The sequence below is a fragment of the Phenylobacterium sp. genome, assembly GCF_041691455.1.
Taxonomy (GTDB): domain Bacteria; phylum Pseudomonadota; class Alphaproteobacteria; order Caulobacterales; family Caulobacteraceae; genus Phenylobacterium.
The window spans coordinates 35,922-55,398 of record NZ_JBEPUO010000012.1 but is presented as its reverse complement, the minus strand read 5'-3'; the positions used below and the strand labels follow the sequence as shown (position 1 = coordinate 55,398).

The window sequence follows — 19,477 nt, the reverse complement described above, 5'->3', positions numbered from 1 at the left end:
AGGTGGGAGACATCCGAAGGGCTTCCATAACAACAAGTGGGGGCTCATCTTGAGGAATGTTTATATCAGCGCGAGCATGGTCGCGCTTATGGCAGGTATTGCTTCAAATGCTGTCGCTTCTGATGCAGACGCAGGCGGCGCCGTCTCGGAAGTCATCGTCACCGGAACCCGCGTCACCGGCCTGAAAGCCAGCGACAGCCCGGCTCCGGTCCAGGTGGTCGGGGGCGACTCTCTGAAGCGTGTCGGCCAACCGGACCTGATTCAGGGCCTGGCCCAGATCGTGCCCTCCTTCACCGCCGAGGCGCTGGGCGGCGACACCGCCAACCTGACGCTGTCGGCGCGCCTGAGGGGCCTCAGCCCCAATGACACCTTGGTGCTGGTGAACGGCAAGCGCCGCCACCCGACCGCCAACCTGCACGTGCTGGGCGGACCCTACCAGGGCGCGGCCACCGCCGACCTCAGCCTGATCCCGGTGGACGCTATCGACCACGTCGAGGTGCTGCAGGATGGCGCGGCGGCGCAGTATGGCACCGACGCCATCGCCGGCGTCGTCAACATCATCCTGAAGAATTCCGCATCCGGCGGGCAGGCCGCGGCCACGGCCGGCCAGTACTACAAGGGCGATGGCGACACCGGGGCCCTGTCGCTGAACTTCGGCGCGCCGCTCGGCAAGGACGGCTTCTTCAACATCACCGGCGAGACGCGTTTCCACGGCTTCAGCCGTCGCGGCGGGACCGACGCGCGGATCTCCACGGTCTCCGGCGCCCTGCTCAACAACGGCAGCGGCGTCACCACGGCGACCCCCGGCTTTCCGAACCTCAACAACATCGTCGGCGACGCCCAATCGACGGTCGACAACGTCTTCTACAACGCCGGCTACGACTTCGGCGGGGTCCAGGCCTACAGCTTCGGCAGCTACGGCTACCGCAAGGCCTCGGCCTTCGAGAACTACCGGATCCCCAACCGGGTCGTCGCCTCGCCGGTCCTCGGCGTCGGCTCCAGCATCGGCACGCCCGGCGCGCTGGTCTTCGCGCCCAACGGCTTCAGTCCGCGCGAAGGGCTGGTGGAGACCGACTACGCCTTCACCTTCGGCCTGAAGGGCGAGGCGGGCGGCTGGCTTTGGGACCTGTCGAGCACCTACGGCCGGGACAAGAACGACATCTCCACCCTGAATTCGGCGAACCGGTCGCTGTTCATCGACACCCATACGACGCCGACCGAGTTCCACGACGGCGCCTTCACCACGACCCAATGGACCAACAACCTCGATATCACCCGCGGCTTCGACGTGGGCATGGCCACGCCGCTGAACGTCGCCTTCGGGATCGAGCAGCGCAACGAGAGCTATGAGATCACGCCCGGCGATCCGGCCTCGACCTACAAGGAAGGCGGCCAGTCCTATCCCGGCTTCCTGCGAAGCGACGGGGGCAAGCACACGCGCAACAACTACGCCGGCTACATCGACATCGCCGCCTCGCCGGTGGAGGCCCTGAAGCTCGACGCGGCGGTGCGCTACGAGCATTTCAACGACTTCGGCGACACGACCGTGGGCAAGCTCACGGCGCGCTACGACTTCAGTCCGATGTTCGCGCTTCGCGGCACCGTCGCCAGCGGCTTCCGGGCGCCGACGCTGGCTGAAGAGTTCTATTCGGCCACCAACGTGTCCCCAACCTCGGCGGTGGTGCAGCTTCCGCCCAACTCGCCGGCCGCCGCTCTGCTCGGCTTCTCGCCGCTTAAACCGGAGAAGTCGACGAACTACAGCGTCGGCTTCGTGGCCCATCCGATCGAAAAGGCGACGGTGACACTCGACGCCTACCAGATCGAGATCCGCAGCCGGATCATCGGCTCCGGCCTCTACCTCGGCCAGAACGGCGCCACGGTGATCTCGCAGGCGGTGCTGAACGCCATCGTCGCGCACGGCAACGTGCTCGATCCGACGGTGACCTTCGTGGGGGTGAGCCTGTTCGCCAACGGCGCCGACACCCGCACCCAAGGCGTCGACCTGACAGCGGCCTACAGCACCGACCTCGACGCCTGGGGCCGCATCGATTGGACGCTGGCGGCCAACTACAACAAGACCACCATAACCAAGCAGACCCCGACGCCGGCCCCGCTGGCGGCCCAGGGCGCCCTGCTGTCGCCCACCGCCATCAGCGACCTGACGACCGCCTCGCCCCGCGAGAAGGTCAGCCTGGGCGGCGTCTGGGTGAAGGACCGCTGGGCGGTCAGCCTGCGCGAGACGATCTACGGCGAGTCCTCGGAGATCGTCAGTCCCGACGGGACCGGCGCGCCTCCGAATTTCACCGACAAGATCGGCGTGAAGGGGATCACCGACCTGGACGTTTCCTTCCAGATCACGAACGCGGTGCGGCTCTCGGCCGGAGCGAACAACCTGTTCGACCAGAAGACGCCGAACGTCATCCAGTTTCCGCCCACCGGCGGCCTGGCGGACGGCAGCAACGTCTATGACGCCCCGATGGGCTTCTCTCCCTTCGGGATCAACGGCGGCTACTACTACGCCAAGGTCGTCGTCACGTTCTGAGGTCGGGCGGCGGGGGCGCCGGCGGGGCAATTTGACGGACCCGTCAACTGTTCCGGGAGAGGCGCCCCCTCCGCCGGCTGATGAGATTCTGAGCGGCGCCGTGGGCAAATCCGCCTCTTCCGACCTTCGTCGCCTGACCACCCGAGACGGGCGCCGCGAAGCGCGTAGAAGATTCGCATGCCAACCGCTTCGCCGCGGCCGGCCAACCCACCCATCGTCAGTGAAGCGCACCAGCAGAGCGAGATGACGGAATGATCGACACGCTGAACGAAGAGACCAAGGACGACCTGTTGGTCCGGGGATATTCCCGCCGCCACCTCATGGGCATCGCCGCGGTGTTCGGCGCGGGCCTGGCCGCCACCGCCGGCCGGCCCGCCTGGGCCTCGGGCGGCAAGCCCGACGCCGCGCCCTCGGCGAAATTCCGGATCGGCGCCAACGAATGCTGGACCGGGCCGCTGGCTCCGGGCCAGGCGGCCGCGGCGGCGATGATCCCCTACGGCAATCGCTATTCCCCGAGGGATGAGCGCGGCGACTTCATCAAGGCGGTGAGCAAGGTCGAGGGCGTGCCCGAGGACCATGTCGCCCCCTGGCCGGGCTCGAGCGATCCCCTGTCCCGCTCGGTGGTCACCTTCACCTCGCCGACCCGCGGCCTGGTCACCGCCGACCCGACCTTCGAGCTCGCCGGCCGCACCGCGGAGTGGCTGGGCGTCCCGGTCAAGCGCGTGCCGCTGAAGGCCGACTACACCCATGACGTGAAGGCGATGCTGGCGGCCGACCCCAACGCCGGGCTCTACTACATCTGCACGCCGAACAACCCGACCGGCACGGTGACGCCAGTGGCCGACATCGAGTGGCTGGTGGCCAACAAGCCGGCCGGTTCGCTCGTGCTGATCGACGAAGCCTACACCCACTTCGCGGGCGTCCCGACCTGCTCCTTCATGGCGACGGCGGGCAAGGACGTCATCGTCATGCGGACCTTCTCCAAGATCTTCGGCATGGCCGGCATGCGCCTCGGCTACACGATGGCCAGGCCCGACATCCTCGACAAGATGATGCGCTACGACGGCGGCATGCAGTCGGGCGCCCTGCCCCTGCCGACGCTGGTCTGCGGCACCGCCAGCCTGACGGCCGCCCCGCTGATCGCCGCGCGGCGCAAGGAGATGCAGGAGGCCCGCGCCATGTCGATCGAGCATGTGAAGAAGCGCGGGCTCAGCGTCGTCCCAACCGACGCCAACATGTTCATGATCGAATGGAAGACCGTGCCCGCGCCCAAGATGCTGGCGGCCTTCCGCACCCAGGACGTGGAGATCGGCCGCTCCTGGCCGATCTGGCCCAACACCAGCCGCGTCACGGTGGGGTCGATGGAGGACATGAAGGCCTTCTGCGGGGCGCTGGACAAGGTCTGGACGTGACGCCCGGGGCTCCCGGCTTCGGACGCGGTGTGAACTCCAGAGGACAGTATTTTGCTTATTGACGGTTTTTCGCCGGTCACAATCGTTTTGCTCGTTGCGATACTTGCGGCCTCCGCGCTGATGAGCGGCCTCTCGGGCTTCGGCTTCTCGGCGATCGGGGCGCTGTGCCTGATCCTGCTCCCGCCGAAGCTGGGCGTGCCGCTCCTGATGACGCTCTCGGCGGCCAACCAGATCATGTCGCTGCGCCAGCTGAAGGCCGACATGAAGCCGATCAAGCACTGGTGGCCCGACGGACCCGCGCCCTATCTGCTGGGCGGACTGCTCGGCGTGCCGGTGGGGATCGCGATCCTCGGCTCATTGCCGACCTCCGACCTGATGATGGTGTTCGGCGCCTTCCTGGTGGTCTACGCCGGCTATTCGCTGCTCCGGCCGCACACGGCGCACGCGACGGTGCAGGGGAGCTGGCTGAGCTCTTCCCTCGTCGGCATGTCGGGCGGGGTGATCGGCGGGTTCACCGCCTTCCCGGGCGCGCCGGTGGTGGTCTGGAGCGGGCTGCGCCATCTTCCGAAGAAGGAATCGCGGGCCATCGTCCAGCCCTACATCTTCGTCCTGCAGATCCTGTCGATCTCGCTCCTGGCGCTGCAGCGGCCGGAGACCTTCGGCAGGACCTACTGGCTGCTGGTGGCGATCACGGTTCCGGTGGTCCTGCCCTGCACCCTGATGGGGGTGAAGCTCTACAGGTCGCTCTCGGACGTCAACTTCCGGCGGGTGACCTTCATCCTGTTGGGAATCTCCGGCCTGGGCCTGCTGATCAAGGCCGCCGACAGCTTCCCGGCGGTCGCCAGGGCGATCAAGACCGCCGCGCTCTAGTCCGCCGGTAGCGCCTCGATGATCACGAACGCCTGGGCGTAGGGGTGGTCGTCGGTAAGGCTGAGGTGGATGGCGGGCCTGTGCCCGGGCGGCATGATCTCCAGGAGCCGCGCCTGGGCGCCGCCGGTCAGCGCCATGGTCGGCTGGCCCGAGCGCAGGTTGACCACCCCCATGTCACGCCAGAAGACGCCCCGGCGCATGCCGGTGCCGAGCGCCTTGGCGCAGGCCTCCTTGGCGGCGAAGCGCTTGGCGTAGCTGGCGGCGCGGTCGGCCTTGCGCTCCGATCGGGCGCGCTCGATGTCGGTGAAGATGCGCTCGATGAACCGGTCGCCGAAGCGCTCCAGGGTCTTTTCGATGCGGCGGATGTCCGAGAGGTCGGATCCGAGACCGATGATCATGCAGCCCTTTCGGCGCGGGCTTCGTCCATCAGGGCGCGCATGCGCTGGATGGCCGGGCCCAGGCCGATGAAGATCGCCTCGCCGATCAGGAAGTGGCCGATGTTGAGTTCCATCACCTCGGGGATGGCGGCCAGCGGCTTGACGGTCTCGTAGTCGATCCCGTGGCCCAGGTGGACCTCCAGGCCCAGGCGCTGAGCCTCGGCGGCCGCCGCGCGGATCTTGTCGAGCAGGCGCTGGGCGCTCGGCAGCCGGTCGCGCACAGCCTGGCAATAGGCGCCGACGTGCAGTTCCACCACTTGGGACCCGGCGTCGGCCGCGGCGGCGACCTGCACCAGGTCGGCGTCGATGAAGCAGGAGACCCGGATGCCGGCGTCGGCCAGGCGGCGGACCACCGGGGCGATGGCGTTGTGACCCCTGACCACGTCGAGACCGCCCTCGGTGGTCACTTCCTCGCGGCGCTCAGGCACCAGGCAGGCGGCATGTGGCAGGTGGGCCAGGGCGATGGCCTCCATCTCCGGCGTCACCGCCATCTCGAAGTTGAGCGGGCGGCCCCGGCGGCGGCAGGTGACGGCCAGCGCGTCGATGTCGGCGTCGGAGATGTGCCGGCGATCCTCGCGCAGATGGGCGGTGATGCCGTCGGCTCCGGCCGCCAGCGCCATCTCGGCGGCCCGCACGGGGTCCGGATAGCCCTCGCCGCGCGCGTTCCGCACGGTGGCCACATGGTCGATGTTGACGCCCAGGCGGAGCTTGGTCATGCGCGCAGCCTCTTCGAGCCCGGCTCCTCGGCCGGCAGGGCGGCGAGCTCGGGCGGCAGTTGGTCGGCGGGATAGGACGGGACGTCCAGCGTCGCGAGCGCCACCAGCGGGAAGCCCACATCGGCGCGGCCGCCGGAGCGGTCGACGATGCAGGCGCAGCAGAGCACCACGCCGCCCGCCGCCTCGATCGGCTCGATCGCCTCACGGAACGAGCCGCCGGTGGTGATCACGTCCTCGATGACCACAACCTTGGCGCCGGGCGCGATCTTGAAGGCGCGGCGCAGCCTGAAGGCGCCCTCCTCGCGCTCGACGTACATCGCCGGCACGCCCATCCAGCGGGCGGTCTCGTAGCCCGGGATGATCGCGCCCACCGCCGGGGAGACGATGACGTCGGGCTTGCCGAACTGCGCCTCGATCTTCTCGGCCAGCGCCTTGCAGAGGCGCGCGGTGCGGTCCGGAAACTGGAAGACCAGATTCTTCTGCAGGAACATCGGGCTGTGCCGGCCCGACGCCAGGATGAAGTGGCCTTCGCGCAACGCGCCGGCGCCGCGGAACTCGTCGAGGACGTCATCAGTGTTCATATTCGCTGGATAACCTTCTTTCGGCCCTCTCGAAAGATATGGGCTTCGGATCGCGCCGGCTGTTGCAGCCTTGCGCGGCTCACCCTTAGGTGCCGACATGCGCAGGATGCTCATCGGCCTGGTTCTGGTTGTCGTCGCCTGGGTCGCGGCGGGCGCTCTGATGGTGGCGACGGCCGGGCCGTTCACGCCGTCGGGGACCTATGTGGACATCGGCGGGCGCAAGCTGAGGCTGGTCTGCGCCGGCCCCGCGCCCGGCGATACGCCGACAGTCTGGATGGAGGCCGGGGCTTTCGGCCTCGCCGCCGACTTCGCGGCCATTCAGGAGAAGCTGACCGCCAAGGGCATCCGCTCCTGCGCCTATGACCGGGCCGGCATGGGCTGGTCCGATCCCGGACCCCAGCCGCGCGACAGCGACGCCATCGTGAGCGACCTGGAGAAGCTGATCGCCGCCTCGGGCGAGCGCGGGCCCTTCATCCTGATGGGCCATTCCATGGCGGGCCTTAACACCCGCCTCTTCGCCGGGCGCGACCCGGACAAGGTCGCCGGCCTGGTGCTGATCGAGGCCACGACACCCGAGCAGATCGACAATCCCGGCACGCTGAAGTTCCTGAGTGCTTTCACGGCGATCTCCCGCGTCGCTGCGGTGTCGGCCTCGGTCGGCACGACCCTGCCCCTCTACTGGAAGGCCGGCGACCGCATCGGCCTGCCGCCGCAGGGAAGCGCGGAGAAGCGCCACGCCTATGTCTCCGGACGCCATGCGCGCACGGCCGCCAACGAGGTGGTCAACTGGCCGCGGAGCGCCGCGGAGGCCAGGCTCGCGCCGCCCTACGATCCGCGCTGGCCCGTGGCGGTGATCGTGGCCGGCGGCCGCGGCCTCGGACCCGGCTGGAACGAGGCCCGGCGGGTCCCGGAACGGGCGTCGAAGGCCGGCTATTTCGAGGCCGTCGACGGCGCCTCGCACACCACGATCCTCGGCCGGACCTACGGCGACGCCGTGGTGCGCGGCGTCGAGTACGTGCTGGCCCACCAATCCCCGAAAGGCTGATGACGGGCTGATGGCGCACCGCATCTGGCTTGAGCGCCTGTGGCTGGCGGCGGCGGCGTGTGTGGCGCTGGCGATCCTCGGCTTCTATGCGAGCCGGCTCCTCATGCCGTTGCCGATCTATGCGGCGGACGAGGCCGCCTACCTGATCCGGGCGATCTATCCCGACCCGGTGGTGGCGTTGAACCCCGCGGTCGCGCCGCTGAACAACGGCGTGCACCTGAGCGTCATCCGCGCCGTCTACCGGCTGGGCGCGCCGTTCATCGTCGGCGACCGGCTGGTGAACGCGGCGGCCTATCTCGGCGGCCTCCTCCTGCTCTGGCGGGCGAGCGCGGCGCGGCTGCCGCGCGGCGATCAGTTCGCCCTGCTGCTGATCGCAGTCGGCTTTCCCTACTATCGCTTCGCCTTCTCCAACCTGGCTGAGGGCCTGTTCGTCGGCGTGCTGGCGATGTTCTGCGTCGCCACGGGGCGCTGGTACCGGTCGCGCCCATCGGCCCACGCGCTGCTGGCCGGCCTGCTCGGCGCGACGCTGGTGCTGGTGAAGCCCAACGGGATGGCCAGCATCGCGGCCCTCGCGGTCCTGGCGATCCTGGAGGCGGCGGCGAGCGGTCAGTGGCGCCGGCTGCCGCTGCGCGCCCTGATCTTTGGCGTCGCCTTCTTCGTCGCCGGCAACCTGATCCAGATCGCCGCCGAGGCCCCGGCCGCCCATCCGCTGGCCTTCTTCGTCGGGGACCTCTACGGCGGCCAGCTGGCCTCGCAAATGCCGCCCGGCGCCCTGCGCTTCGGCCTGCTCACCCTGGACTCGATGATCTCGGCCATGGCGCTGCTGGCCGGTCCGCCGATCGTCGCCGGCCTGACCGACCTCTGGAGCCGCCGGCGCAAGGCGCGGGGTCCGTTCGAGGCGAACGGACGCGACCTGGTGTTCGTCCTGCTGGTGCTGTCGCTGCTCGCCACCCTCGCTATGGTCGCGATCTTTGCGATGAAGATCTCGTCCACCCACGGCGAGACCGAGCGGCTGTGGGGCCGCTATTTCGAGTTCCTCGCGCCGATGATCTGGCTGGCCGCCGCGCCGGCCCTGGCGCAGCCTATGACGCCCCGGGTGCGGCTGGCCTGCGCGGCCGTGGCCCTGGCGGGCCTCGCGGGCCTGATCGTGAGCTTTCAGGCCGGGATCGTGCTGTTCCCGTGGGACGCCAGCATCCTGACCGCCTTCTTCCATCCGGACCCGGTGCGCGCGCCGGTCTATTTCGCCTTCCCCTATCGGGCGCTGGCGGTGGCGGCCAGCCTGGCGGCCGCGGCCGCGATGGCGCTGCAGATCCGGCCGCTGCAGGCGGGCCTCGGGCTGATCCTCGCCCTGGGGGCGCTCTCCACCTGGCTCGACCATGTCTGGGTCGGGCCGATGGCGGCGCAGCGCGACGCATTGGAGCGCGACATCCGCGCCCTGCAGCCGCAGCTGCCGGTCACCGGGGAGATCGTCCTGCTGGCGCCGGACGAGAACGACGGCCACCTGGGATTCCTGCGCCTAGACGCCCGGCCGCGGGTCTTACTCGGGCCGCCCGGCCAGCTGCCGCTCGGCATCCTGACCGACGTGAAGGCGGTCGTGGCGGCAGGTCCGGAGGCGCCGCCCGGCGGGCCGTGGATCCAGACCTACAAGGGCGCTGAGCTTTCCCTCTATCGGCGGCCCTGACCGCCGCGGAATCGGGCCTTGCCCGCGGCGGCGCGGCCTGAAAGCCTGCGCCCATGGCCGCAGCCGCCGACACCCTCGTTCCCGCCGGCCCGAGCGAGGCGGAGCGCGCCTTCTTCGGCCATCCCGCGGGCCTGGGCTACCTGGCGTTCATGGAGGCCTTCGAGCGGTTCTCCTTCTACGGCATGCAGGCGCTGCTGGTGCTCTATATGACGAGCCAGCTGCTGCATCCCGGGCACGTCGAGCATGTGGCCGGCTTCGGGGCGTTCCGGGCCGGTCTGCAGGCGGTGTTCGGCCCGATGAGCCCGCAGGCGGTCAGCTCGGAGGTCTTCGGGCTCTACGCGGGGTTCTGCTCCTTCACCCCGGTATTCGGCGGCATCCTCGGCGACCGGGTGCTGGGCCAGAAGCGAGCGGTCCTGGTCGGCGGCGCGATGATGGCGGCGGGCCATTTCCTGATGGCGTTCGAGGCGCCGTTCCTGCTGGCGCTGGCGCTGCTGATGCTGGGCTGCGGCCTCTTGAAGGGCAATATCTCCGCCCAGGTGGGCAACCTCTATCGCGGCGCGGACCGCCGGCGGCAGGACGCCTTCCAGGTCTTCTACATGGCCGCCAACGTCGGGGTGTTCAGCGCGCCGCTGGTCTGCGGGACCCTGGGCGAGACCGTCGGCTGGCACTGGGGGTTCGGGGCCGCCGGGGTCGGCATGCTGGTGAGCCTGGCGATCTATCTGGCGGGTTACAGCCGCATGCCGCCCGACACCCTGCCGCCGCGGGGCGAGCGGCGCGCCGACGCGGCGCGACTGACGCGCGAGGACGCTCCGGCTCTCGCGGCCATGGGCGTGCTGCTGGTGGTGGTCGCGCTCTTCTGGATCGCCAACGGCGAGGTGCTGAACGCCTATATGATCTGGGCCAAGGCGCACCTGAACCGGCAGGTCGGATCCTTCACCCTGCCGACCACCTGGCTGCAGGCGGTGAGCGCCCTCGTCGGCATCACGCTCGCGCCCGTTTTGATCGCGCTCTGGACCGCCCAGGCGCGGCGCGGCGCCGAGCCCAGCGCGCTCGGCAAGATGGCCCTGGGCTGCGGCATGGCCGTTACGGCCTATGGATTGCTGGCGCTGGGCGTCGCCGTGACCGGGGCGGGCAAGGTGCCGCTCGTGTGGGCGCTGGGCTTCCACCTGATCGTCCAGACCGGCTACCTGTTCGTCTATCCGATCGGCATGGCGCTCTTCAGCCGGGCCGCGCCGCCGGCGATCAATTCGCTGATGATCGGCATCTATTTCCTGTCGGTGTTCGCTGGCTCCCTGCTGGTGGGCTGGGTGGGCCAGTTCTACGAGAAGATGAGCACGCCCGCCTTCTGGCTGCTGCACGCGGGCGCGGCTGGCGTGGCAGGTCTGATCATCGTCGTCCTGTGGAAACCGCTCAGCGCCGCGTTGGCGCCGCGATCCGTCACGATCCAGGCCTAGGAGCCCGATGATGAAGCTCTACCAGACCTACGCCTCGCCGTTCCCGACGCGAGTGCGGCTGCTGCTCTACGCAAAAGGGATCGAGGCGGAGATCGTCGAGCCGCCCGGCTTCCACGCCTCGACCGAGAGCAAGGGCGAGTACCTGCGGATCAATCCGATCGGCCGCGTCCCGACCCTGGTGCTGGACGACGGCCGGGCGCTGCCGGAGTCGGAGGTGATCTGCGAATATCTCGAAGACGCCTATCCGGAGCCGAGCCTGCGGCCCACCGACCTGTGGGCGCGCGCCCGCATGCGGCTGCTCAGCCGCATCTGCGACTTCTACGTGGTCATGGCCATGGTCCCGCTGTTCAGCCTGTCTGGCCGGTCACGGCGGCATTGGGAGCCGGCGGTGGTGGCGGCCGCGGTCGACAGGCTCGCCGACGCCCTGGCCTATCTGGAGGCCTATGTCGGCGAGGACGGATATGCCGTGGGCGGCGCGCTGAGCCAGGCCGATGGCGCGATCGCGCCGCAGCTGGTGCTGGCCAGCGAATGGATCCCCGATCTCTTCGGAACGCCCGATCCGCTTCTGCGACTGCCGCGGCTCGCCGGCTACTGGCGGGCGGTCCAGACCGATCCGATCGTCGCGCGGCTGGTGGCGGAAACCCGGCAGGCGATCGCCGAGCAGCAGGCCGCCTCGCGGGCCCTGGCGTCGCGGCGGACCTAGTCCTTCCGCCTATCCACGGTCTCGACGCTGGGGTTGGCGCGCAGGGCCGCGGCGATATGGGTCAGGTGCTTGGCGTCATGAACGTCGACGTCGATGTCCACGTCGAAGAAATCGGCCTGGCGATGGTGCATGCGCAGCTGGACGATGTTGCCGCCGGCCTCGCCGATGATGGTGCAGACCTGGCCCAGCACGCCGGGCGAATTACGGATGGTGGCGATCAGCTTGGCGCGGGCGACGGAGTTGCGCTCGGCCTCCGGCGTCCACTGCAGGTCTCGCCAGACTTCCTCATGGTCTTCGAAGCTCGCCAGCCGCTCGCAGTCGATGGTGTGGACGGTGAGGCCCTTGCCGCCCTCCTCGACGATGCCGACGATCCGGTCGCCGGGCACCGGCGAGCAGTGCTCGTCGAAATGGATGCTGACGCCCGGCGTCAGGCCGCCGCCGCGGACGTAGAGCTTGGCCGACTTGCCGTCCTCGATGCGATGGCGGGCGGCGGCGGCCTTGCGTTCGTCGGCCTTCAGGCCCGGGAACAGCGCCTCAAGCACCTGCGGCGGCGAGACGCGGCCGCGGCCGACGGCGTCGAACAGCTCCTCCTCGGTGGCGACAGCGAAGCGGTCGAGGGCGGGCCGCAGCGAGACGTCCTTGCGCGACTTGCCGGCCGCCTCGAAGGTCTGGTCGACGGTGGCGCGGCCAAGTCTCGTGAACTCTTCCTTCTCCGTCTGGCGGATGTGGCGGCGGATCGCCGAGCGGGCCCGGCCGGTGACGGTGATCGAGCGCCAGTCGGGCGGCACCACGGGCTTGCCGCCGCGGATCACCTCCACCACGTCGCCGTTCTGCAGCACGGTGCGCAGCGGCTTCAGCTCGCCGTTGATCTTCACCCCGATGGTGGTGTCGCCGACGTCGGTGTGCACGGCGTAGGCGAAGTCGAGCGGCATGGCCCCGGTCGGCAGGCTGACCAGCCGGCCCTTGGGCGTGAAGACGAAGGCCTGATCGAGGAACATCTCGAGCTTGGCGTGCTCCACCAGCTCTTCGGCGTCGCCGCCGTGTTCCAGCACCTGGACGAGGTGGCGCAGGTTGACCAGCGGGTCGCGGCCGCCGGCGGCGGCCTGGTGCTCGGCGTCGAAGCCGTAGGTCTGGTCCTTGTAGCGCCAGTGGGCGGCCACGCCCTCCTCCGCCACCCGGTCCATGGCCTCGGTGCGGATCTGCATCTCGATCCGCATGCCGCGGGGGCCGACCACGGTGGTGTGCACCGAGCGGTAGTTGTTGCGCTTGGGCGTGGAGATGAAGTCCTTGAACCGCTCGGGCACCGAGGGCCAGGCGCGATGGATGACGCCCAGCGCCCGGTAGCAGTCCTCCTCCGTGTCGACGATCACCCGGAAGGCGTAGATGTCGGAAAGCTGCGAAAAGCCGATCGATTTGCGCTGCAGCTTGCGCCAGATCGAATAGGCGTTCTTCTCGCGGCCGAAGACCCGGGCCGGCACGGCGGCGGCCTCCAGCCTGGCGGCGATTTCACCGGAGACCAGCGAGACCGCGCCGCCCTGGTCGTGGCGCAAGGTCTCGAGCCGGCGGCCGATGGCGTCGCGGGCCACCGGGTTCAGGTGCTCGAAGGCCAGCTCCTCCAGCTCCGTGCAGATCCGGTGGACGCCGATCGAGCGGGCGAGCGGGGCGTAGATGTCCAGGGTCTCGCGGGCGATCCGCTCGCGCTTGGCGGGGCTGGCGATGTGCTGCAGCGTGCGCATGTTGTGCAGCCGGTCGGCCAGCTTGACCATCAGGACGCGGACGTCGCGGCTGATCGCCAGGATGAACTTGCGCAGGTTCTCGGCCTGGCGGAGGTGCTCGGAGGAGAGTTCCAGCTTGGAGAGCTTGGTCACTCCCTCCACCAGCTCGCCGATCTCGGCGCCGAACAGTTCGTCGATCTCGCCGCGGGTGACCGGGGTGTCTTCGATCACGTCGTGCAGCAGGGCGGTGACGATGGTCGCGGTGTCGAGCCGATAGTCGGTGAGGATCCCCGCCACCTCGATCGGGTGGGCGAAATAGGGATCGCCCGAGGCGCGCTTCTGGGCCCCATGCATCCGCATGGCGTAGACATAGGCGCGGTTGAGCAGCGCCTCGTCGGCGGTGGGGTCGTAGGAGCGGACCTTCTCGATCAGCTCGAACTGGCGGAGCATCTTCGGACGCGGGGCCGGCCCCTTGGCGGGAGCCGCGATCCCCTTGGCCAGGACGGGGGCGTCCTTCAGCGGGGCGGCGGGGTCAGACGCCGCCTTGGCGGTGAGTGGTTCTGCGCCTTCCGGGCTCAGTACCGCTCCTCCTGACCGCCATCGCGGTCGCTCTGCAGGGCGCGAACCAGTTCAAGCTCGCTCATCTGCATGTGGGTCGGGTCGGCCAAGAGGGCGAGGGTTTCGGCCTCTTCCTCGGCTTCCGAACGCTCGTCCACCCGTTGCAGGGTGCCGATCAGGGTCTCACGCAGTTCCTCGGCGTCGACCACGTCATCGGCGATCTCGCGCAGCGAGACGACCGGGTTCTTGTCGTTGTCGCGATCGACCAGGATCTGGGCGCCCGCCGAGATGGCGCGGGCCCGATGCGCCGCCAGCAGCACGAGATTGAAGCGGTTGGGCACCTTTTCGATGCAGTCTTCGACAGTGACGCGAGCCATGGATTCCTCGGAACGGGGAGAGAACCAGTGAAAATAGAGGTTCGCTGCTCATTGTGCAACGCCGCAAAGGCCGCAGGCTCCGCTCCCGGGCGGCGATTAAGCATCATTCACCACAATAGGTTGCAAAGCTTCAATAGATGGCCGGCATTATGGCGCGGTTATTCCGCCGGAGCCTCCCATGTCGTCGCTCGCGCCCGCCGCCGCCCCAGCGCCCGCCCCTCGCCAGGAGCGGTTCCCCTGGGAGCCGGAGTCCGTCAACCGCGCCAATCTGGTGACGGCGGCGTTGCGCCAGCTGCTGCTGTCGAAGCTCCCCGCGAAGGGTGACCACGCCCAGACGCTGCTGGTGGCGGCCGGCGCGCTGGTGGGCTTCGCGGCGCAGAACGCGGCCCTGGAACAGGGCGAACTCCTGACCACACGCCGCGACCTGGTGGCCCCGGAAAGCCTGATGCTGCGCAAGACCAAGGACGGGCGGCGGTTCCTGGCCGGGCGCTGGATCAACGCCGCCCTCCTCCTGGGCTACGGACACGGCTTCCCGCTGCAACGGTTCGTGATCCAGGCCGCCGGCGCCGCAGGCGCGAAGCGGACGGAGTTCGCCGACTATTGGGAGATGGAGCGCCGCATCGCCAAGAGCGCCACGGAGGGCGAGTTCGGGCAGATGGAGGCCGGCGAGGGCCGGGTTCCGCTGGGCCGGCCGCAGGACCTCCTGCGGGTGTTCTGGCCCACGGCGCGCAAGGTGATGATCGCGCCCATGCCGATGGAAGTGGCCGACGAGCCGACGCTGAACGAGGCGCACTGGCCGATCGCCGCAGCCATCGTCGCCGCGCGCATGATCACCCAGACCGCCGAGATCGTGCCGGCCGGGATCGCCGCCAACCTGGTCATGGAAGGCGCCTTCATCGGCTCGAAGCTCGACCCGGACCTCGGCGACCCGGGCCGCTGGACGCTGGCGCCCAGCCCCCGCGGCCTGCAGATCGCCCGCGACGACCGCAAACGCGCCGCCGCGCGCCGGATCGCCTAGACCGGCGTCGCGTCCCGTCCGACGCTCGCCTCGCGCGCCAGCTCAGCCGCCGTCCTGCCGATCGCCGGATGCCGCCAATCCGGCGCGATCTCGGCCAGGGGCCCCATGACGAACAGGCGCTCGTGGGCGCGGGGATGGGGTAGGATCAGCCCCGGACCGTCGTTGAGCCGCCGGCCATAGGCGATCAGGTCAAGATCGAGGGTGCGCGGCGCGTTGGGCGCCCCGCGTATCCTGCCAAACGACCGCTCGATGGCAAAAAGCGCCTCCAGAACCGCCTCGGGAGGGGCGTTCGTCTCGACAATGGCGATCCCATTGCGATATTCGTTTCCGTTCGCGTCGGGCCAGGCGGCGGACCGCCACCAGCGCGACCTGGCCAAGACAGGCAATCCGGCCTGAGGGAACCGCGCCAGAGCCGCCTCCAGTAGCGCTTCGGACGACGTGAAATTGCCGGCGAGGTTGCCGCCCAGGGCCACGACGACGGCGTCGTCACCGCCCGCGGGGCCGACCTCCGGGATATTTTGATTTGGGAATTTTGAGACGATGACCTTCTACCCCACGGACCGGCTGGCGCTCTTCATCGACGGGGCCAACCTCTATTCGGCGGCCAAGGGCCTGGGCTTCGACATCGACTACCGCAAGCTCCTCGAGGAGTTCCGCAAACGCGGCGTCCTGATCCGCGCCTACTACTACACCGCCCTTGTCGAGGACGAGGAGTACTCGCCGATCCGGCCGCTGGTCGATTGGCTGGACTACAACGGCTACTCGCTGGTGACCAAGGCCGCCCGCCAGTACACCGACAGCCAGGGCCGCAAGCGCTGGCGCGGCGACATGGACGTCGAGATCGCCGTCGACATGATGGAGATGGCCGCCGCCTCGGCCGACCATCTGGTGCTGTTCTCCGGCGACGGCGACTTCCGCGCCCTGGTGGAGGCCGTCCAGCGGCGGGGCGCGCGGGTGACCGTCGTCTCGACCGTGAAATCGCAGCCGCCGATGGCCTCCGACGACCTGCGCCGCCAGGCCGACAACTTCGTGGACCTGGCCGACCTCTCCGACATCATCGGCCGGCCTTCGCGCCTGCCAAGGTTCATCCAGGAAAGCCGCTCCGAGCGCCACCACGAGGAGGAGCCGGAGGCCGATGCCGAGGCCTGATCTGGCCTCGATCGGTCCGGCGCTTGGCCCCGAGCCGCCGCGCGGCTGCCCGCTGTGCCCGAGACTGGTGGCCTATCGCGCCGAGAACGCGCGGGCTCATCCCGACTGGTTCAACGGCCCGGCGCCCTCGTGGGGCGACCTGGGCGCACGCCTGCTGGTGACCGGCCTCGCTCCTGGCCGCACCGGCGCGAACCGCACCGGTCGGCCGTTCACCGGCGACCACGCCGGCTGGCTGCTCTATGCGACGCTCGGCAAGACCGGGTTCGCCCACGGGACCTATGACCCGGACGGCGAAGACTACCTCACCCTGGTCGACTGCATGATCACCAACGCGGTCCGCTGCGCCCCGCCGGGCAACAAGCCGGAGACCTCGGAGGAGGCCAACTGCCGGCCGTTCCTGGCCAGCCGTATCGCCGCCCTGCCCCGGCTGAAGGTGATCGTGACCCTGGGCGACGTGGCGCGGCGCAACGTGCTGAGGGCGCTGGGCCTGAAGGCCTCCGACGGCCCTCCTGGCCACGGCTCGGAGTTCCGCGCCGGTCCCTATGTGGTGCTGAACAGCTATCACTGCTCGCGGCTCAACACGAACACCGGGCGCCTGACGCCGGCGATGTTCGAGGCGGTGTTCAGGCGGGCGCGGGCGTTGCTCGACGGCTAGGACTTGCCAAGTCCCCTGCGCCGGACATAGGTCGGGAAGCTGACGGTCGGGGGACCTAGATGATCTTCGAACAGGTCGCCACGGGCGGATGCCAATCCTATCTGGTCGGCTGCGAGGCCACCTGCGCCGCGGCGCTGATCGACCCGGAGCTCAGCCAGATCGACCACTACCGCGGCCTCTGCGCGCAGCACGGGCTGACCGTCAAATATGTCATCGACACCCACACCCACGCCGACCACTTCTCGGCGAGCCACGAGTTGGGCAAGGCGCTGGCGGCCCCCGTGGTCATGCACCGCCTGGCGCCGGCCCCCTACGCGGACCTGCGGCTCGACGACGGCGACATGCTGATCGTGGGCCAGCTGCGGCTGAAGGCGCTTCACACCCCCGGCCACACGCGGGATTCCATGAGCCTGGTGATGGACGACCGGGTGTTCACCGGCGACGCCCTGCTGATCGGCGGCACCGGGCGCACGGACCTGCCGACCGGCGATCCGCACGAGCTGTTCGAGAGCCTGTTCGGGCGCCTGCTGACGCTGCCGGCCGAGACGCTGGTCTTCCCGGCGCACGAGTACAAGGGCCGTTCGCACTCCACTATCGGCGCGGAGATCGCCGACAATCCGCGCCTGCAGAAGACCGACCGCGCCGAGTTCGTGGCCATGATGCAGGCGCTGGACCTGGCCGCGCCCACCCATCTGACCGAGGCGCTCAGGACCAATATGAGCGGCGGCAAGACGGTGGCGCAGCTGCTCTCCGAGGCCGCGGCCAAGATCCCCTTCATGTCGCTGGCAGAGCTCCATGAGCGGTTGGGCGGCAACCGGCGCGACCTGGTCATCCTCGACATCCGCGAGAAGGACGCCTTCGACGCCGGCCATGTGCCGGGCGCCGTCCACCTGCCGCGCGGCCAGCTCGAACTGCGGGTCGACACCGAGCTGCCGGACCCCACGGTCCGCATCCTCACCTGCTGCGAGTTCGGCAAGATCTCGACGCTGGCGGCCGCCACGCTGCGCGAGCTGGGCTATGGGCGCGCGGCCGCGCTCGACGGCGGCATGAAGGCCTGGCGCGAGGCGGGCTTCCCGCTGGAGGGCTGAGGGGCCTCGCTTCGCCCGGCGCCCACGGCTAGGGTCTGGCGACCTCGCCGTTCAGTGGATTTATTCGCCTTGAAAACCCGCTCCCTCCTCGGCCTCGCCGCATTGGCCGCCGCGCTCGCGTCCCCTGCCCTGGCCGCCCCCGCCGCGCCGCCCAAATCCGAGACGTCGCTCCACGACCAGGCGCTCGACCTACTGAAGAAGGGCATCGCCTTTCGCACCGTGATCCCGGGCGACCAGGTCCCGCGCTACGCGGCCTATCTGAAGAGCGTGCTGGTGAAGGCCGGCTTCAAGCCCGACGAGGTGAAGATCGAACCGGTGGCCGGCAGCGCCATCCTGGTCGCCCGCTACGCCGGGACGGACCGGACCAGGAAGCCGATCGTGATCATCGACCATATGGACGTGGTCGAGGCCAAGCCCGCCGACTGGACGCGCGACCCGTTCACGCCTGTGGTGGAGGACGGCTACGTCTTCGGCCGCGGCGCCGTGGACGACAAGTTCGACGTCTCCATCGTGGTCGCGGTGCTCTCGAAGCTGAAGCGCGAGGGCTGGAAGCCCGGCCGCGACGTGGTTCTGGCGCTTTCCGGCGACGAGGAGACCCTGCAGCGGACGGCGCGCAAGTTCGCGGGCGACCTGAAGGACGCCGAGCTGGTGCTGAACGGCGACGCCGGCGGCGGCCAGCTCGCCGAGGACGGAACGCCGGTGTTCTACGGCCTGCAGGCGGCCGAGAAGACCTATGCCGACTTCCAGATCACCGTCACCAATCCTGGCGGCCACTCGAGCCGGCCCGGCAAGACCAACGCCATCTACCAGCTCGCCCGCGACCTCGACCGGTTGGCCGCCTACCAGTTCCCGGTGATGCACAGCGAGATCACCACCGCCTCGTTCAAGGCCGCCGCGCCCAACACCCCCGGCGCCATCGGCGAAGCGCTCCGCCGCTACGTCGCCAACCCGAACGACAAGGCGGCGCTCGAGACCCTGTCGGCCGATCCGGACTTCGTGGGTCAGCTCAAGACGACCTGCGTGGCGACGATGATCAACGGCGGCCACGCGACCAACGCCCTGCCCCAGAAAGTCACCGCCAACGTCAACTGCCGCATCTTCCCCGGCACGCCGTCCGACGAGGTCCGCCAGACGCTTGTGAAGGTGCTGGCCGATCCGCAGGCCAAGGTGGAGCGGCAGAACGACGGGGCCATCGACGCCGGCCCCTCGCCCCTGCGCGCCGACGTGCTGGCCGCGGTGACCAAGGCGGTGCACGCCCGCTATCCCGGCCTGCCGGTGGTGCCGGACATGTCGGCGGGCGCGACCGACAGCATGTTCTTCCGCGCGCTGGGGGTGCCGGCCTATGGCGTCGGGGGCGTCTTCATGAAGTCCTCCGACGACTTCGCTCACGGCCTGAACGAGCGGGCTCCAGTGGCGACCATCGACGGCGCCCTGGCCCAGTGGGAGAGCATCCTGAAGGATCTGGCGAAATAGGCC

Annotated in this window: 18 protein-coding genes; 12 read left to right on the top strand and 6 right to left on the bottom strand. The window is 69.6% G+C overall.

What is annotated here, in order from left to right; all coding sequences use genetic code 11:
* The first annotated feature begins 76 nt into the window (after nucleotides 1-76).
* The 3 genes from ACESMY_RS14905 (at nucleotide 77) to ACESMY_RS14895 (ending at nucleotide 4,824) form a co-directional block, all read left to right on the top strand.
* Entirely contained in the window at nucleotides 77-2,542 is a 2,466-nt protein-coding gene (locus ACESMY_RS14905; RefSeq protein ID WP_372785393.1) for a TonB-dependent receptor plug domain-containing protein, read from the top strand.
* 251 nt (nucleotides 2,543-2,793) lie between these two features.
* The gene (locus ACESMY_RS14900; RefSeq protein ID WP_372785392.1) at nucleotides 2,794-3,954 is read left to right on the top strand and encodes a pyridoxal phosphate-dependent aminotransferase; all 1,161 of its coding nucleotides are present in this window, start codon (nucleotides 2,794-2,796) and stop codon (nucleotides 3,952-3,954) included.
* 51 nt (nucleotides 3,955-4,005) lie between these two features.
* Nucleotides 4,006-4,824: a sulfite exporter TauE/SafE family protein gene (locus ACESMY_RS14895; protein ID WP_372785391.1), complete on the top strand. Its 819-nt coding sequence runs from the start codon at nucleotides 4,006-4,008 to the stop codon at nucleotides 4,822-4,824.
* Here the strand turns inward: ACESMY_RS14895 and acpS are convergent.
* From acpS to pyrE, 3 genes are read right to left on the bottom strand one after another with little or no spacing between them, the layout of a single operon-like run.
* Complete coding sequence (gene acpS / locus ACESMY_RS14890; protein WP_372785390.1) at nucleotides 4,821-5,222, bottom strand: holo-ACP synthase; 402 nt, start codon at nucleotides 5,220-5,222, stop codon at nucleotides 4,821-4,823. The two genes, ACESMY_RS14895 and acpS, sit on opposite strands and share 4 nt — an antisense overlap.
* Nucleotides 5,219-5,977: a pyridoxine 5'-phosphate synthase gene (locus ACESMY_RS14885; protein WP_372785389.1), complete on the bottom strand. Its 759-nt coding sequence runs from the start codon at nucleotides 5,975-5,977 to the stop codon at nucleotides 5,219-5,221. The genes acpS and ACESMY_RS14885 overlap by 4 nt, the downstream gene beginning before the upstream one ends.
* Nucleotides 5,974-6,558 (bottom strand): orotate phosphoribosyltransferase, encoded by a 585-nt coding sequence (pyrE, locus tag ACESMY_RS14880; RefSeq protein WP_372785388.1) that lies wholly within the window; start codon nucleotides 6,556-6,558, stop codon nucleotides 5,974-5,976. Before pyrE ends, ACESMY_RS14885 begins: the two co-directional genes overlap by 4 nt.
* Before the next feature lie 97 nt (nucleotides 6,559-6,655).
* On the opposite strand from pyrE, the gene ACESMY_RS14875 reads away from it, so the two are divergent.
* From ACESMY_RS14875 to ACESMY_RS14860, 4 genes are read left to right on the top strand one after another with little or no spacing between them, the layout of a single operon-like run.
* The gene (locus ACESMY_RS14875; protein ID WP_372785387.1) at nucleotides 6,656-7,603 is read left to right on the top strand and encodes an alpha/beta hydrolase; all 948 of its coding nucleotides are present in this window, start codon (nucleotides 6,656-6,658) and stop codon (nucleotides 7,601-7,603) included.
* Nucleotides 7,604-7,613: 10 nt separating this feature from the next.
* Entirely contained in the window at nucleotides 7,614-9,284 is a 1,671-nt protein-coding gene (locus ACESMY_RS14870; RefSeq protein ID WP_372785386.1) for a hypothetical protein, read from the top strand.
* 53 nt (nucleotides 9,285-9,337) lie between these two features.
* Nucleotides 9,338-10,738: a peptide MFS transporter gene (locus ACESMY_RS14865; protein ID WP_372785385.1), complete on the top strand. Its 1,401-nt coding sequence runs from the start codon at nucleotides 9,338-9,340 to the stop codon at nucleotides 10,736-10,738.
* 10 nt (nucleotides 10,739-10,748) lie between these two features.
* Nucleotides 10,749-11,441, top strand: coding sequence for a glutathione S-transferase family protein (locus tag ACESMY_RS14860; RefSeq protein WP_372785384.1), 693 nt, complete (start codon nucleotides 10,749-10,751; stop codon nucleotides 11,439-11,441).
* On the opposite strand, the gene ACESMY_RS14855 is transcribed toward ACESMY_RS14860, so the two are convergent.
* Both ACESMY_RS14855 and rpoZ read right to left on the bottom strand, forming a co-directional pair.
* Nucleotides 11,438-13,606, bottom strand: a complete 2,169-nt coding sequence (locus ACESMY_RS14855; RefSeq protein ID WP_372785383.1) for a bifunctional (p)ppGpp synthetase/guanosine-3',5'-bis(diphosphate) 3'-pyrophosphohydrolase — start codon at nucleotides 13,604-13,606, stop codon at nucleotides 11,438-11,440. The genes ACESMY_RS14860 and ACESMY_RS14855 overlap by 4 nt on opposite strands.
* Nucleotides 13,607-13,731: 125 nt before the next feature.
* Nucleotides 13,732-14,091 carry a DNA-directed RNA polymerase subunit omega gene (rpoZ, locus tag ACESMY_RS14850; protein ID WP_299544812.1) on the bottom strand — a complete coding sequence of 120 codons (360 nt, stop codon included), beginning with the start codon at nucleotides 14,089-14,091 and terminating at the stop codon, nucleotides 13,732-13,734.
* Between the two features lie 178 nt (nucleotides 14,092-14,269).
* On the opposite strand from rpoZ, the gene ACESMY_RS14845 reads away from it, so the two are divergent.
* Nucleotides 14,270-15,109, top strand: coding sequence for a hypothetical protein (locus ACESMY_RS14845; RefSeq protein WP_372785382.1), 840 nt, complete (start codon nucleotides 14,270-14,272; stop codon nucleotides 15,107-15,109).
* Here ACESMY_RS14845 and folK read toward each other — a convergent pair.
* On the bottom strand, nucleotides 15,106-15,582 hold the full coding sequence (folK, locus tag ACESMY_RS14840; protein WP_372785381.1) for a 2-amino-4-hydroxy-6-hydroxymethyldihydropteridine diphosphokinase: 477 nt from the start codon (nucleotides 15,580-15,582) through the stop codon (nucleotides 15,106-15,108). The two genes, ACESMY_RS14845 and folK, sit on opposite strands and share 4 nt — an antisense overlap.
* A gap of 67 nt (nucleotides 15,583-15,649) precedes the next feature.
* Between folK and ACESMY_RS14835 the strand changes: the two genes are divergently transcribed.
* The 4 genes from ACESMY_RS14835 to ACESMY_RS14820 all read left to right on the top strand — a co-directional run bounded on the left by ACESMY_RS14835 (nucleotide 15,650) and on the right by ACESMY_RS14820 (nucleotide 19,474).
* Nucleotides 15,650-16,258, top strand: a complete 609-nt coding sequence (locus tag ACESMY_RS14835) for an NYN domain-containing protein (RefSeq protein WP_372785380.1) — start codon at nucleotides 15,650-15,652, stop codon at nucleotides 16,256-16,258.
* Nucleotides 16,245-16,913, top strand: a complete 669-nt coding sequence (locus ACESMY_RS14830) for a uracil-DNA glycosylase (protein ID WP_372785379.1) — start codon at nucleotides 16,245-16,247, stop codon at nucleotides 16,911-16,913. The genes ACESMY_RS14835 and ACESMY_RS14830 overlap by 14 nt, the downstream gene beginning before the upstream one ends.
* Nucleotides 16,914-16,972: 59 nt before the next feature.
* A complete protein-coding gene (locus ACESMY_RS14825) occupies nucleotides 16,973-18,001 on the top strand; it encodes a rhodanese-like domain-containing protein (RefSeq protein WP_372785378.1) in 1,029 nt (342 codons plus the stop codon).
* 69 nt (nucleotides 18,002-18,070) lie between these two features.
* A complete protein-coding gene (locus ACESMY_RS14820; RefSeq protein ID WP_372785377.1) occupies nucleotides 18,071-19,474 on the top strand; it encodes a M20/M25/M40 family metallo-hydrolase in 1,404 nt (467 codons plus the stop codon).
* Nucleotides 19,475-19,477: the final 3 nt, after the last annotated feature.

Bases quoted from the DNA above. Each gene is read 5' to 3' on its own strand.
- ACESMY_RS14875 (WP_372785387.1), top strand. From the start codon at position 6,656: ATGCGCAGGATGCTCATCGGCCTGGTTCTGGTTGTCGTCGCCTGGGTC.
- ACESMY_RS14860 (WP_372785384.1), top strand. From the start codon at position 10,749: ATGAAGCTCTACCAGACCTACGCCTCGCCGTTCCCGACGCGAGTGCGG.
- ACESMY_RS14885 (WP_372785389.1), bottom strand. From the start codon at position 5,977: ATGACCAAGCTCCGCCTGGGCGTCAACATCGACCATGTGGCCACCGTG.
- ACESMY_RS14900 (WP_372785392.1), top strand. From the start codon at position 2,794: ATGATCGACACGCTGAACGAAGAGACCAAGGACGACCTGTTGGTCCGG.
- ACESMY_RS14905 (WP_372785393.1), top strand. From the start codon at position 77: ATGGTCGCGCTTATGGCAGGTATTGCTTCAAATGCTGTCGCTTCTGAT.
- ACESMY_RS14825 (WP_372785378.1), top strand. From the start codon at position 16,973: ATGATCTTCGAACAGGTCGCCACGGGCGGATGCCAATCCTATCTGGTC.
- ACESMY_RS14835 (WP_372785380.1), top strand. From the start codon at position 15,650: ATGACCTTCTACCCCACGGACCGGCTGGCGCTCTTCATCGACGGGGCC.
- ACESMY_RS14865 (WP_372785385.1), top strand. From the start codon at position 9,338: ATGGCCGCAGCCGCCGACACCCTCGTTCCCGCCGGCCCGAGCGAGGCG.
- ACESMY_RS14855 (WP_372785383.1), bottom strand. From the start codon at position 13,606: ATGCTCCGCCAGTTCGAGCTGATCGAGAAGGTCCGCTCCTACGACCCC.
- pyrE (WP_372785388.1), bottom strand. From the start codon at position 6,558: ATGAACACTGATGACGTCCTCGACGAGTTCCGCGGCGCCGGCGCGTTG.
- acpS (WP_372785390.1), bottom strand. From the start codon at position 5,222: ATGATCATCGGTCTCGGATCCGACCTCTCGGACATCCGCCGCATCGAA.
- ACESMY_RS14830 (WP_372785379.1), top strand. From the start codon at position 16,245: ATGCCGAGGCCTGATCTGGCCTCGATCGGTCCGGCGCTTGGCCCCGAG.
- ACESMY_RS14845 (WP_372785382.1), top strand. From the start codon at position 14,270: ATGTCGTCGCTCGCGCCCGCCGCCGCCCCAGCGCCCGCCCCTCGCCAG.
- rpoZ (WP_299544812.1), bottom strand. From the start codon at position 14,091: ATGGCTCGCGTCACTGTCGAAGACTGCATCGAAAAGGTGCCCAACCGC.
- ACESMY_RS14870 (WP_372785386.1), top strand. From the start codon at position 7,614: ATGGCGCACCGCATCTGGCTTGAGCGCCTGTGGCTGGCGGCGGCGGCG.